Below are 14940 nucleotides of genomic sequence, written 5' to 3'. Positions count from 1 at the left end.
CAGCATTACAGGAACTGCGTATGACGATCAGGTTATCACGGAAATTTGGGCAAAAATCAAAGACTTTACGTTTACCGGTATAGCCGATGCCGGAAGCGGAACCGATACAAAGCTTGCAACGTATAGCGCTTCAACCGGTAATTTTACGGTAGAGTCCGGTGATTTTGATACACACGGCTGGAAGTTCACTGTTATATCGAATGAGTTCAGTGTTGAAAAGGGGCATACCGTCAAATGGAAGCTTGATTGGGACAGTTCAAAGATAACAGGCGTCGTCGGAACCGATAAAATCATTACCGTAACGGTAAAAGATACGGCTCAAGCAAATACCAAGTCTGAGAGCAAGAAGGTGGATGTTGTGCCGTATATTACGGGCATCAGCAGAAACAGCACATATAATACAAACAGAGCACGAAGCGGCGCCGTACCCTTACTCCGCGGGGAAGAAGGTAATACGCTTACCGGCTTTAACTTTGCTGCTGGAAGCAGTACCTCTTTAAAGATAACCGCAAATAAAGACGGAACCGGTTCTTCTCCAGTTGCAATGGAGAATCTTGCTTTGAACGGTTCGTCTTTTACCTTTAAAGTGCCGGATACGGCGAAAGACGGATACCTGCATCTTGTGGTAAACGGGGTTGCTGCGGTGAATAATACAAATGCGTATACCGAAAGCAATACGGAAGAAGCCGATATATATGGAGCTAAGGAATATTCCGACGATAGATTGGTGCATATCTGGCGTGTAAATGCGCAGGATACGTTTAAGGGCAGCAAAAATGCCATCTATCCTGCAATGACTAAAAATAGTGACGGTACACTCTATGCGTCGTTTAGCAATTATTCAACTGAGGCCGTGTATTATTCAAATACATTTACGGGAAATGACGCTGTTGCCGTAGCCGTAGATGGAGACGGTACAAAAAGTTTGTTTACAGGATACGATCCGCCGGAAGAAACCGATATAACTGTAAACGAAACGGAAGTAAATGTACTCTATGCTGCAAATTATCAAGGTGGAGGTGCTAAGAACTGGGGCAATGGAGACCTCTCGGGTGAAAAAAAATACCCGTGGAATGATACCACTCCTGAGTATGCAGGCGGTATATACCTCTATGATAAGGATGCATTCGTTGGAACTAGGCATACTAATGTGTATCGATTTGAACTATATACCTACGATAATGAATTGCAGCAGTTTAAAAACATACGGACAGTGCGTTCCGGCGATAATATCTATGTTGTCTATTATGACAGATTAACCTCAGCTGTAAAATTCGCTTGGGTAGATGACAGTAAAAAACCGAATACAATAGCTCATGCACTCCCATGGTGTGTCATAGACGGCAATACCGACATAACAGATAGAGAATGTAAAGTTCCGGATCACTTGGTCAATACAGCTGTACCACCTGATCCGCCCAATAATATATTTACATTTGTGAGTCCCAACGGCTCAAATTATAAGACTCCGTATATACTAAACGATCCAAACAACTTTGAAGATGGACTCTCCGTTTCAAATGCGGTGTGGGAATCTATCGCCGTTGCGGTAACTAAGGACGGATATCCTGTTGTAGCGTACATAGATGCCGCTACGAGAAGCTTACGCCTTGCAAGGAGTAAATCAAAACAGCCTACGTCATCAGGAGATTGGACGATTCAAAAGGTTCTCGATTCTTCGGACAAGAATGGTAAGAATGCAAGCGACTACATCAATGCATGTGTCGACAGTGACGGGCATTTACATATCGCGTTCCAAAATACCAGAGGGCAACTGGTGTATGTAAAATCCACGAATACGTCCAATGACGGTCAAACAAAGTATGCGTTTGACGCTTCGGAAGTATTGGATGATTCCGGTATGTTTATAGATATGACCATGGACGGTACAACGCCCTATATCACGTACATGTCCCGCCCCAACTCCTACGATGCTATCCGCATTGCCTATAAAACCGCTATGGACTTTAGCAATACGGGAACGGATGTAGCTGGCTGGGAAACAATGACCACGCCTCTTGATCAACGGGCGGCAAACAACCGTATCTGTATTGAAACGCAGGCAAAGCATTACAATACTACGGAAAAGATGCCTGTTGCGGTAGGGTTTAAAACCGATTCGGATTACCGCGCGGCATTCTATGTAGGAAAGTAGGCGCTTTTGTAAGGTAAAATCTTTAATCCCCCGTCGGGGTATCCGGCGGGGGAGCTTTTTTAATCGTGTAGGTATGCAGCAGTGCGGAATATATAATCGTCGACAATGGTTAAATCATCAAAGCAAATCAGAATTTCTCTTGGTTACTTTAACCCCAGCTGAGCAAGCGAATCGATATTGCCGGTGGCGAGCGCCGCTTTATTTTCACGCTGAATTTCGTCGTAAATTTCTTCGCGGAATACTTTGACGGAGCGGGGGGCTTCAACGCCGATTTTTACCTGATCGCCCCGTACTTCAATAACGGTAATTTCAATTGAATCGCCGACGCGGATTTTTTGGTTTGTCTTTCGGGAAAGGATTAGCATGGTTCACCTCCGCGTTTCATTTCAGCGACAATATCATGCTTGGTTTTCCATTTTTCTCCGCCGATGACCAGCTGCATTGCCTTTTTATTCTTTTTATTGATGATGAGCGGGCCTTGCAGATTTGCCGTAATTGCCGACCCATCCGACGGAACGGTAACCAATGCAAATACCAGTACATCGGAAGGCGATTCAATGCCGAGCGGCTCAAGCAAACTGTCATCGATATCCAGTTCATAGTCGGGTCGGAAGATAAAGGGATCGATGGCGATAAAGGCAAGCTCTGCATCGTCAAGCGACTGAATCCATATAAACGGTTTTTGCTTTGCATCGAGCAATGCAAAGCGGTGATATTTTTTAAATCCGTAAAAACCTTCGGACAGGGTGATGATTTGATCTTCTTCAATCATAACCGTACCCAGCGCCTTCGTTTTTATTTCCATACTAAAACTCCCTTTCCTTACGTCATCGTTAAACCTGTTCGAAAACGCAGTTATCGAACAGGTCTGTTATCTTAAATAATTAAGTAGTGTATTTTTATACAAATTGCCAACCGTGCTTAACGATGCTTGATGAGTATACTGATACATTTTAAGATCGGAAATAGCTTGTGTCAAATCCAAATCGGCTTCGCGGGATTCAGCCTCCGTTACGTTGGGTATCTGTGTATTCAAGCGTGCGAGCGCCGCTTCCGCGCGTTCATAGCGGGAACCGTTTTCCGCAAGCCGCGCGGCGAGGTTGTCGATAGCGCCGTCCACACTGCCGAGCACTTTACCGCCGAGCGATTCATGGTCTCCTGCATACATCGCATTGCGCATCGCGATGACCGCATCAAAAAGCGAACCTCCCGACACGCGCACCGAATCGGCAAGGTTGTACGGCGGCCGCTGCTGCGGCTTAACAAGCCCCAGCGAAGACAGCACGGTTCCCTCGCCGGCATCGCGCAGCCAGAGCTGCCGTGCATCGGTCGTTTCGATATTCATACCGTTGGTAACAGGGTCGAGCGAAGCCTTAACCGCTGCGCCTGAACTGTTGATCTTAGACATAATCGCATAAACGTTATCGCCCGCGATGAGCGGGATAGTTACTCCGTCAACCTCGATGGCGCTGTCTTGCTGTACAACAAAGTTCCGTGCGTCGGTTGCGGAAAAGAGTGTTTGTCGTTCCGCCCAAAAGATACGGTTCCCCGCTTGATTCGCATCCATAAACGAAAGCTCATCGCTTTCCACCTGTTTGGTGTCGATGGAACCGTTGTACCGTACATTGGTGATAACGGCGGAACCGGCGCCGTCGATGTCGCCCATCACAATCTCAAAAGGTTCGGTAAAACTTTTCGTGCCGGCAAAGAGACGAGTGCCGTCTGCGCTAAAGCTGTTCGCCGTTTGGACAAGCTCGTATAACAGCTCATCTACTTCGGGCGCCATCTTTTTAAGATCGGAAGCTGTATAAGTGCCGGTCGCTCCCGCGACGGAAAGTTCGCGGAGCCGCTGCATAATGCTGAGTGCGCTCTGCATCGGCGCCTCGGCAACTTTATATTGGTCGTTGAGCGTCTTAGCATTTTTTTCAAAGCGATCCAGCCGCGCGAGAAACGATTTATAGCGTACCGAATGTCCGGCCGCGATAGGGTCGTCGCGGAGCTGCTGAATGCGCCGCTGAGTACTGAGTTGACTATTTACCTTGTGCAGCCTGCTTTCCTGTCTCCGCACCGAATAGCTGCTGTCCGAATGCTGCATATTTGAACTAATCCGTTGCATACCTACTCCTTTCGGTAAATGTATCAGGGGCTTTGTGATATAGCCCGCAGAATAAAAGCGGCCGTCCAACCAGAGTTGAATCGCTTCACGATTCAAATGGTTTTCCTGCCGCTTTTATTCTGCGGCTTCGATTAGTTTACCCCTGATACATTTACCGTTGCCTAGACTCCAAGGCGGTTAATCACGGTGTCGAGCATCTCGTTGACGGTAGCGACAAAACGAGCTGTCGCATTGTAGCCGTGCTGAAATTTAATAATATCCGCCAATTCTTCGTCGATGTTAACGCCGGAAATCGAGTCACGCATATCGCGGAGTTCCTTACCGATAGCGGTTTGCGTATTCAACGCAAGCTCGGCCTGTTCACCCTTTAAGCCCATATCGGTAACAGCCTCGGCGAAGAATTCGTCGAAGGTGCGGGTGTTGCCGACCATAACCGGCGTATTCCGTATCTTTGCGATAGCGACGGCGGCGCGGTTGTCTCCGGGGTAGGGGACACCTTCAGGACTGGGGTAACCGGCGGCGATATTTTGTAAATCGCTTACGACAACCGGATTGATTTCCATCCAGCCGGAGGGGTGCGCAATGGGGGAAACCGCATACTGGGCGCCTTCCTGCGACAGTACATTCACCGCATCGGGCTGCTGCCAGTCATAAGCGTTTTCCGCACCGCTTCCGGTCAGTACACCGGCGTATCCCGCTAAAAAGCGCCCCGAATCTTCGACGTGTCTGATAACAAAGTCGGGATTTTCGGTGTCCTGCGCCGCCGTCCCCTTGAGCACGAGCTTGTTATTTTGATCAAGATACGCGACGACTTCTGCGCCGGAACGGTTGATGCGGTCTACAAGGTCGGCGACCATATCGGTGGAAGCGTAGGGTACTTGAACCGTTCCCGTTCCTGCGGAAAGGGTGATCGTCCCTTCCAATCCGATTTGTTCGCGCGGATCAAGACTATATGCGCCGGTCAAACGGAAGATATATGAAGAATCGTATTCACCGTCGCCGTTCCGGTCAAAATTACCGACCGTATTGTTAATAAAATATTGTTCTTTGAAAAAATCGATACCGGTTTTTCCGTTTAAGCCCATTGCATTGCGGTGAATGTCGTTAACAAGGTCGACAAAGTTCATCGCCATCGTATCGAGTTTATTGATTTCGTCGCGGACATCTCCGTCGCGCAGTTCGATAAGGGCAGCCAGTCTACCGCCGCCGAAGTGTGCAAGATTACCGGAATCTTCCCATACGACATCGGCATATCCTTCGTTTCCGGCACCGCTTTTAAGACCGAAGGTACGGAACGTCCGCCCCTGTACCAATTCCATACCGTCCGAATAAATGATATAGGATTCGTCGGCATCGCGCTTTTCTACGGAGATGGAGATAAGGTCGGCAAGTTTTTCGGTTAAGACGTCGCGCTTATCCATCAGGTCATTAGGATTGTCGCCCATCGCTTTGACTTTTACGATTTCTTCATTGAGCGCCGCAATTTGCCGAGTAAAGGAGTTTACCTGTTTAACCCGCGCTTCAATGTCTCCGTTGATCATATCGCGGATGCCCTGCAAGCCCCGATATTGGTGGTGCACGGCATCGGTCAGCGTTTTTGCGCGGGTAGCAACCGCACTGCGCGCCGCCGCTGATTCGGGATAGACCGACAACTCTTGCCACGAATCCCAAAATTGATCGAGCCGCGTTCGCACCGAAGTATCCTCCGGTTCGTTATACAGCTGTTCAAGCATATAGATGTAGGAATCGCGTGTTTCCCAGTACCCCTGCTGATCGGTTTGTGCGACAATCCGCTGATCCAACAACTCGTCGCGCAGGCGGGTAATGGAGCTGACGGCAACACCCTGTCCGATTTGTCCGGGAGTTTCCGCCCGTGAAAGATCGGGACGGTACAGCGGCTCGTAAGAATCGAGCTGAACACGCTGACGGGTATATCCTTCCGTGGATGAGTTCGATATGTTATGACCGGCAGTTTGAATGGACTGCTGGTGTGCAAACAAACTGCGTTTTCCTAATTCAATCGAAGCAAATGTAGACATTTTTATCACCTTCCTCCTTGAATACTATCCGTTAAAATACCGTATCGATAACCAAACTGCTGTAATTCGATTGGCTCGGCGCACCGGTGCGGGTATAAAATGACGTTCTTGTACCGATTTCTGCGGCATCCATCATATCTTGTACCAGCGTCTGTACGTGCGTCACATAAGCGTCAAGCGTATCGTTTGCAGTTTTTGAGAGCTGCACTTGCTGCTGCAGACTGCGATATAAATAACTGAGCTTTTTTTGATTTTCCGTAGGCAGCAATGCAATGTAGCCGTAAAAATCACGTACCTCTTCGTTATACGGATCAAGCTGATTGAGAAGCAAAAAACACTGCTTATCGAGCCGTAAAAACTCATTGGAAGCCTCCGTACTTTTCAGTACGCAGCGTTCAATGCCTTCCCATGAACGGTTCCGCACGGAGTCGGAAAGCTCTTTTTGATATGCATATACTTCTTTCATCACGGTAATTTGCTGATGCAAGATTTGTTCGATTTTCTCTGCAGCCGATATTTTGTCCATCTAATACCCCTTCTGCTACAGTGTCGGAATTTACAGGAAAACCTTGAGGAAAATCGGGAAACGCATCAGACTTCTTGGTGCATTTCCCGCAGAATACAGAGACTGCGATATTGCTTCTATTCATCTGATGCGTTTGTTCTGTTTCTAAAATAAAAAAAGCTCAAACAGCCACACTGTTTGAGCTTTGAAAAACTCCCCCGCGCGGGTTCGAACCACGGACCCAGTGGTTAACAGCCACTTGCTCTGCCTACTGAGCTACAGGGGAAAGTGATAAATAACTATGGACAACTTTATACCGAAAATAGAAAAAAATGTCAAGCATTTCGGATAAAACCTGTTCAGAAACGGAAGTTTCCGAACAGGTTTAATATATGGGCTGTTCAACCTTTCCTTTTAAAAATATGTGGGCAGCTACTTCGTTATTTCACAAAAATTAATCCTCAACGTGCAGAAGCACGCCTGCGGGTAATTTTTGTTCAGGCCTCGTATCTGCCTCACCTATTTTTAAGAGGCTAACGGAAAGACTATTTCTAAAAAAATATTGATTCTGCAAAACCGCCACGAATGGTGATGGCTCTAAGCCGTAACAAGTTTGCGGATATATTGCAAAAGCGTCTAATGCGATTGTCCTGCGCATCAGAGGTTTTCTTTTGCCCAAAGGCGGATGATCGGTTCGAGGCTGTCGATGCGGAACCCTTGAGCAAACACATCGGCTTGTTCTCTGCTGCCCTGCCATTGCTGATAGGGATTGTCGTAATTGGTTTCTAAAAATCGATAAATGATATTCTCGGCGTTGTTTTGTTCGCTGCCGAAGAACGATAATTTTTGTACCGCCGCATGTTGGAGAATTGTGCGGATTGCCGAACGGACTTCTTTAAAGAAGAGATCACGGTAGATGCCGTAGCTTTTGCCCGTTACCTTTTTCACTGTTTCGGCGATAGATATCGGCAGCTCTTTAGGCTCATTGATGGGATATATTTGAACGGAAATCGATGTTTTTTCACCGATCGTTTGTTTCGGAGTAGATACTTCTGATTCCGGTATTGAAGATACTGACACAGAGACGGCATTGACCGGAACATTTCTTTCCGTCTCTTTTTTCTTACGTGTGGCAGCAGATTCCTTCTCCGTTTTGCCGATTTTTTTTGCCGTCATTTTTTGAGCCGTTGCTTTTTCAGTCTGTTGGTTTGTTTGTTTTACCGCTTTTGTTTTTTTTACAGCCGGTACGGGCAACCCTTTAGCCTGCGTAGGTTCCAGATTAAACTTTAACTGCTTCCAAGCTCGCTGTAAATATAAATCTCCGGTGATGCTGTAATAGTATCCTTGCGCTACATTCGCGAGCACCGCATGGAGCAGCTCTTCATCTTTCCAATTACGCACCCTGCCTACTTTTACCGAATGAAAAATCGCATAATGATTAGTGCCGTATTTCCTGCTGTACAAAAGCAGTATATTTTCAAAGGCGCCGTCGGCATAACGATTCCAATACTTCATAGTATAGGCGAGTACTTTATCTTCGATACGGATTATGGATGAAGGTATGGTGATTGCTGCAATCTGTTCTTTTGTGAAGACAATTTTTGAAAAATCGACAACGAAAGCTTTCGCCTTTTGAAGCGCTCTTCGTGTTTTCTCTTGAGCGTTTTTTCGATCCTGCTCTTCACGATATTCCCGCACAGAAGAAATCGTATCGGTAATATACATGCGGATGATATCGGCAGCTTGCCGCATATCGGCAGCATGGTATTTAAGCTTTTCGGCATACCGTGTATATCTTTCGGTAAAACTAATAGCAGCAAATCGATTCGGCGAAATAGCATTAATGACTTTTTCGCATACTTTAATAATCGTATAGACCTCTGCACGTTTTAACGGAGCAATAGTGTTTGCAAAGAAAATAATAACTTTTTTGACTTGAACAACAGTCCGATCCGCAAGCTGAACAAGTGAATCGGTAAGCAAAATATGGAATCGATAATCGTGCTTTCGGTAATAGGTCATCAACTGTACCCGCATTTTATTATCGGGATATCGATGTATCAATTTTGTATTATAGAGCCGCAATGCTTCTGCTTGTCTATTCAAAGAACGAAATTCAAAATAGCGTTCAATGTCAGGGTCTTCGGTAAGGCTGAGCTGAGGGAATTCTTGCTTTAATATATAAATATCCAGTTCGGTAAGTTGTCGCATAATGTATAACGGAAGCGATTATAATAAAAAAAAAGGTTGCTTCCTAGTAGGAGGCAACCTTTTCCGTCACTCTCTAATGCTTAGCGCAACAGCGACATTACGCTTTGTGTCTGCTGGTTAGCTTGTGCAAGCATTGCCGTACCGGACTGCGTCAGGATCTGGTTTCTGGTGAATTCTACCATCTCCTTAGCCATGTCGACATCACGTATGCGTGATTCCGAGGCTTGGAGATTTTCCGCTGCAACGTTGATACCGACAACACTCATCTCAAGTCTGTTCTGGTATGCACCAAGATCAGCCCGCTGTTTGTTGATCTTCTTGATGGCTTCATCAAGGGTACCGATTGCACGGTTTGCTGTTTCAGGCGTATCGATTGTAAGAATCGATTCGTCACCAATGTCGCGAACACCGAGCGCTTTTGCGGTCATTGTACCGACATACGCACGTACGCGCTGATCCATGTTAGCACCGATATGGAACCACATAGAGGCGGTAACGGTGTTTTCCCCTGTTTCACGAGCGAAACGACCGGTAAGCATATTCATACCGTTGAACTGTGCGTGACTTGCGATCCGGTCAACTTCAGCAACAAGCTGAGATACTTCAACCTGGATGTACAAGCGGTCTTCGGCGCTGTAAATACCGTTCGAAGACTGAACACTTAATTCACGGATGCGCTGCATAACATCAGTTGTTTCCTGCAAGAAGGCTTCGGCAACTTGAATAAAGGAAATGCCGTCTTGAGCGTTGGCACTTGCTCTATTTAAGCCACGGATTTGGCTTCGCATTTTTTCGGAAACTGCTAAGCCGGAAGCATCATCCCCTGCACGATTGATGCGTAAACCGGATGAAAGTTTTTCTATGTTTTTTTGAGTGTACACGTTGGTCTGGCCAAGAGTTCTCTGTGCAAACATAGCGCTCATGTTGTGATTAATGATCATATTGCTACTCCTTCGGCGATTTTTGACGAGTTTTACCTTGCGGCGTCCGTCACGGCATCCCTGCCGATATGTCAATAATTATTTTCCAGATCCTCTGCTATCCGACACAGAAGAACGTAACACAATGAAGGGCGCACAACCTTTTCACTGTGCTTATTACATATATCGGAGTTATCGCAAAACACTTAAGAAGAAAAAAGAAAAAATATGAGGGTTGTCGGGATATTATTTGTAAATCGGCATATCGGAAGCCTCTATCGATAAATAGTAAAAACTGATAGATTTATGAGCGTAATGACACCGCATACATTAGAAGTTTTAGAGTTTTTCCGCATCGCGGAGATTATCGCAGGATATTGCAAGTCGGAAGAGGCGCGAGAACGCTGCCTACAAAAACGCCCCTTGCAGGATGCGGGGGAGATTGCCGCAGCAAAGGAGCTGGGGCGGGATATTCTCTCGTTTTTACAAGCTGATGAACCGCTCCCGATTAAAAATCTCCCGCCGCTCAATTCCGTATTAAAACAGCTCCATACCGCAGGCGTCTGCCTTACTATAGAGGAACTCTACGCGGCGGGGCTTTTGGCGCTGCAAGTCGATGAATTGAAGACTTGGGCTATAAAGCAAAAACGGACGGACAGCGCCGCATGTACACTCATCGAATCGATACCGCCGCTTCCGCAAACCGAGCAGGCGGTGTTTTCGTTTATAGATAAAAACGGAGCGCTGCGGGACATCCCCTCGCTGACGGCCATCCGAAAAAAGATGCAGCGTATCGAAGCTGATATTGAAAAAACAATGCGCAGCTACTGTACCGACGAGTCTACCAAGGGAATGCTGCAAACGCCTGCGCCCGTGCTGCGGAACGGCAGGCAGGTTATCGCCGTGCGTTCCAACTTTAAGGGGCGGATTAAGGGCATTATCCACGAATACTCCCAGTCGGGGCAAAGCTTTTACCTTGAACCTGAAAGTATTGTGCTGCGCAATAACGAATTGATGCGGGCGCAGGCGGAGTATGAACAGGAACTGCACCGCCTATTGGTGAGCATCAGCTCAAAGCTCGCGGATGAAGCGGAGGCACTTGAGCAGGCATACAGGCTCGTGCTGGAACTGGATTGCGCCGCCGCCGCCGCCCGCTGGGCATATACGGAAAACGGTGTCTTTGTACCCGACACGGGGAACACTCAATACTTTTATTTACAGGCGGCGCGGCACCCGCTTCTCGGTACGGCGGCGGTTCCCATCGACCTTAAACTGACACCGGAAGAGCGGATACTGATTATCACCGGACCAAACACCGGCGGTAAAACAGTCAGTTTAAAAACCGCCGCCCTCTTTGTTCTATTAAATCAAACCGGCTGGCCGGTACTCGCCGGAGAAGAAACGCGGCTGCCGGTGTTCCGCTATGTCGGCTGCGCTATCGGAGATGAGCAATCGCTCGACCGCTCGCTTTCCACCTTTTCCGCCTATATGCGCACTGTTGGGGAGCTCTTGGAAGCGGCGGATGAGGAAAGCCTTATCCTCCTCGATGAACTTGGCAGCGGTACCGATCCTCAAGAGGGCGGCGCACTTGCTATGGCGATTTTGGATGAGCTATTTGTCCGCCGCTCGTGCGTCTTTGTAACAAGCCATCACGGTGTGCTAAAAAACTATGCGTACCGGAAAAGCGGCTGCGTGAATGCCTCCGTATCCTTTGACGAAGCGACGCTGCGCCCTTCATACCGGATACTGATGGGTATACCCGGTGAAAGCCGCGCCGTCGATATTGCGGAAAAAAACGGATTAAGTCCTGACGTTATCCGCGCCGCACGAGCTTATATGGCGGACAGTTCCGCCGATGCCGCCGCCCTCATCAAAGGGCTGATGGAAAAGCATGAGCAGCTTGCGGTCTTTGAACGGGAAAAAGACGAGACGGAAAAAGCCTTGAGAGAAAAGCAGCGGCGCTTCGATTTAAACGCGCTCAAGCTCCGCCAAAAGGAGCAAGTTCTCCGCTCGCAGGGATATAAACGCTTGAACGATTTATTCGAGCAAAAGCGCAACGAAATAGAAAACCTCGTGCGGGAAATTCAAGAAGGGGAGCTGACGCACGAAAAAACAAGTAAGCTCAAGCAGTTCTTTGCCGATTTCGGACAAATGCTTGCAGAAGAGCAAACGGATATCCGCAATGAACAGGAGGAACTTTCCGCTCTACAGCAGGCGCTTCGGAATCGGGAGCAGGAACAAGGAGGCGGCAAACCCGCAAACGGTATGTCTGCAACCGGCGCTCCGGTAAGCGAAATACTGACCGAAGGCATGGAAGTGTTTATTCCTCACCTGCACCGACGCGGCGTCATTATCCGAAAGGAAAAAAAGAACTGGCTGGTGGCAGTCGATACCGTTAAGATGACATTCCCCGCCGATAAACTTGAACCGCTCAACTTGTCCGGCATCGCACCATTACGCACACCGCAGGTTGTGGTAGAGGCGGAGCTGCATAAGGAAAGTCGTCCTGAGCTTGAACTGCGCCTACTGGGAATGAGACTTGACGAAGCTGAAAAACACTTACAAAATCAGCTCGATCTTGCTTTGATGCATAATATGCGGGAATTTTCGATTGTACACGGAAAAGGAAAGGGCGTACTGCAGACGATGGTACACGAAAAACTTGCTGCCGCTCCGTACATCGCAGAATTTTTCTTTGCTCGTCCCGAACACGGCGGTACCGGCAAAACTATCGTGCGCCTATGGTAACGGTAGGACAGGATGTATAGTCATTGATGATGTCCGCCGAAGTTACGCTTTCTTCTTCCCCTTACTAAGAGCGGCGATCCATTCTTCTTTACGCGCAGGACGCATGATACGAATGCCATCCATTGCCGTGCGAATAGCTTCCGAAAAAGCCGCTTTTGCAGACTTGTCGATAACACGTACAACGGGAAAACGAGGATCTTCCGAATTACTGTCGATTACCTGTGCAACAGTGTTATTTGAAAGGTATACAAAACTACCGATAGGGAAAAACGACAGTGCATTTAAGAATGCTTTTAGAACCTCTTCATCATATTGCGAAGGTTCACGCCGTAAAACATTTAATAATCCCGTCGCAGGATCGTCGGCTTTCTTATACTTACGTTCGCCGGTCATCGCTTCATAAGAACAGACAACTGCCAGAATCTTTCCGTAAAGAGAAATTTTTTCACCGGTCAGCTTTTGCGGATACCCCGTACCGTTTTCCCGTTCATGATGATCCAGTGTACCGAGACAAACCGGTAGCGGAAATTTAGCTTTCTTTAATATTTTACAGGAAAGAACCGGATGCACATGCAGATATTTTTTTTCCTCATCCGACAGCTCTCCCTCTCTGGAATAAATGTCTTCGGCAATATGAATAAGACCTATCTCATGCAGTAAAGCGGCAATTGCCAATTCAACCAGCTGATGATTTTGCATTTTAAGTTCCATACCGACTATGATAGCAAAAACCGCCGAGCGAATCGAATGGGTAACAAGAAAATTGTCCACGTTATACGGCATAATCGATTGCAAAATAAGTACGGCTTGCCGGTTTTCTTGTACAAAAGTACAGAATTCCTTCATCTTGGCGGTTACATTTTCGGTATCGAGCGCCTGCCTGTTCCGATAGGCTCCATACACTTCGTCGGTAAAAGCATAAAATTTTTGATAGGTTCTTTCTACTAACTCGCCGGAAAGTTTTTGATCGGTTAGGACTTGACCTTTGTCGGATGCATCGCTTTTTTCTTCCCCCTTATTTTCTTTTTTTTGAGGGTTTTCTTCGGTGGCGTTTCCTTTTGTATAGAGAAGCGTAAATTGCCATTCGGAAAGAAGTCTTTTTAATTCATCCGTAAAACAACTTTCCCTTGTAAACAATAAAAACTTTTTATCAATGTACACGTCCTCCGTAAAATATACGGGGGTTTTCAGCTCTAAAAGTTTCAATGTATTCACTTAAATACGCTCCTGTAGTACACTGAAAGTGTGATCAAAAGACTCACACCATCTATTATAGAGATTATAGGAGATTTTGAATGAAATTAAAAGTGCTTATTATTATCTTTAATGCTGTTCTGTTGACTATCTTCTTTACAGTGCTTTCTTTTTCATTCTTTACTGCCGGTACTGAATTTATCGGCAGCTTTTTCAAAAACTATTGGGTATTCGTCCTTTTTTTTATGATTCTCTTGCTGGGAATGAATATATTCTTTATCAACAACTGGAAACTCATAACGACCATTGAATCTGAAGATTGGCCGGCGCTTTCGCTCTATTTGGAAACGGAAATTTTTGAAAAGCATCATCTTACCGCTAAAAAAGTACGGCTGCTGTGTGAAATCAGTATTTTATTGGGGGATTTTGAAATATTAAAACGGCTTGAACGTGTACTCGAAGAGGATAAACCGAAATATCTTAGAACCTTTGGTTCCCGTTTTGCTGCGGCTAAGCTGCTTTCGAACGATTATCAAGGGCTTGCAAACTTTATGGCTCGCATTGTCGGACAACCTCACCAAAGTTCTCCGTGGGTACCATTTTATGATGCATTTTCGGCACAGATGTTAAAACGCTACCGCGAGGCAGCAGAGAAATTTTCATACGTGCTGGAAACGGAGCAAGACCCGCTTGTTCGATTGCTCAGTGTTTATTTTATGGCATGCGGATTATATCATTATATTGATGTGAGCAAAGATGAGGTAGATACACAGATCGAAGAGGAAAAACGGAAATTAAAAAAACGTTCATTGCAGCACTGGAAAAAACATGCACAGAAAGAAAAACAAAATATTCATGTGCTTGTCCTTACAAAAGCAATCGACGATGCGCTAGTTTGGCTTTTTAAGGAAGATGAAATCAAGGCAACCCCATCAGAAACTTTTGCGGATACCCCCGCGCTGATACGTTGACGCAGATGCTCCCATATCCAACGCTTTTGAAAATAGACTGTTAAGCAGTTCTACATCCGTGTATAACTGCTTAACGACGAG

Annotated in this window: 10 protein-coding genes, 1 tRNA gene and 1 pseudogene; 3 read left to right on the top strand and 9 right to left on the bottom strand. The window is 46.6% G+C overall.

Features of this window, described 5'->3' with window-relative positions; translation table 11 throughout:
• Positions 1-2155: pseudogene (locus HGH47_RS11695) on the top strand (hypothetical protein); the annotation flags it as partial.
• 143 nt (positions 2156-2298) lie between these two features.
• Here HGH47_RS11695 and csrA read toward each other — a convergent pair.
• The 8 genes from csrA to HGH47_RS11655 form a co-directional block, all read right to left on the bottom strand.
• A complete protein-coding gene (csrA, locus tag HGH47_RS11690) occupies positions 2299-2520 on the bottom strand; it encodes a carbon storage regulator CsrA (RefSeq protein WP_006188992.1) in 222 nt (73 codons plus the stop codon).
• Positions 2514-2960: a flagellar assembly protein FliW gene (gene fliW, locus HGH47_RS11685; RefSeq protein ID WP_212566189.1), complete on the bottom strand. Its 447-nt coding sequence runs from the start codon at positions 2958-2960 to the stop codon at positions 2514-2516. Before fliW ends, csrA begins: the two co-directional genes overlap by 7 nt.
• 66 nt (positions 2961-3026) lie before the next feature.
• Positions 3027-4271, bottom strand: coding sequence for a flagellar hook-associated protein 3 (locus HGH47_RS11680; RefSeq protein WP_212566190.1), 1245 nt, complete (start codon positions 4269-4271; stop codon positions 3027-3029).
• Between the two features lie 161 nt (positions 4272-4432).
• Positions 4433-6310 carry a flagellar hook-associated protein FlgK gene (flgK, locus tag HGH47_RS11675; protein WP_212566191.1) on the bottom strand — a complete coding sequence of 626 codons (1878 nt, stop codon included), beginning with the start codon at positions 6308-6310 and terminating at the stop codon, positions 4433-4435.
• A 31-nt stretch (positions 6311-6341) separates the two neighbouring features.
• A complete protein-coding gene (locus HGH47_RS11670) occupies positions 6342-6836 on the bottom strand; it encodes a hypothetical protein (protein WP_212566192.1) in 495 nt (164 codons plus the stop codon).
• Positions 6837-7028: 192 nt separating this feature from the next.
• A tRNA-Asn gene (locus HGH47_RS11665) sits at positions 7029-7101 on the bottom strand.
• A 371-nt stretch (positions 7102-7472) separates the two neighbouring features.
• Positions 7473-9026, bottom strand: coding sequence for a hypothetical protein (locus HGH47_RS11660; RefSeq protein ID WP_212566193.1), 1554 nt, complete (start codon positions 9024-9026; stop codon positions 7473-7475).
• Between the two features lie 80 nt (positions 9027-9106).
• Entirely contained in the window at positions 9107-9967 is an 861-nt protein-coding gene (locus HGH47_RS11655; protein ID WP_253676344.1) for a flagellin, read from the bottom strand.
• Between the two features lie 294 nt (positions 9968-10261).
• Here HGH47_RS11655 and HGH47_RS11650 point away from each other — a divergent pair, with 294 nt between their 5' ends.
• Positions 10262-12694 carry an endonuclease MutS2 gene (locus HGH47_RS11650; RefSeq protein WP_432912501.1) on the top strand — a complete coding sequence of 811 codons (2433 nt, stop codon included), beginning with the start codon at positions 10262-10264 and terminating at the stop codon, positions 12692-12694.
• 42 nt (positions 12695-12736) lie between these two features.
• Here the strand turns inward: HGH47_RS11650 and HGH47_RS11645 are convergent, their stop codons facing one another.
• Positions 12737-13909: an HD-GYP domain-containing protein gene (locus HGH47_RS11645; protein WP_253676346.1), complete on the bottom strand. Its 1173-nt coding sequence runs from the start codon at positions 13907-13909 to the stop codon at positions 12737-12739.
• Between the two features lie 80 nt (positions 13910-13989).
• Between HGH47_RS11645 and HGH47_RS11640 the strand changes: the two genes are divergently transcribed.
• A complete protein-coding gene (locus tag HGH47_RS11640; protein WP_432912493.1) occupies positions 13990-14859 on the top strand; it encodes a hypothetical protein in 870 nt (289 codons plus the stop codon).
• The last annotated feature ends 81 nt before the right edge of the window (positions 14860-14940 follow it).

The sequence above is a fragment of the Treponema sp. OMZ 805 genome, assembly GCF_050937395.1.
Taxonomy (GTDB): Bacteria; Spirochaetota; Spirochaetia; order Treponematales; family Treponemataceae; genus Treponema.
This window is presented reverse-complemented; position numbering and strand designations above follow the sequence as displayed.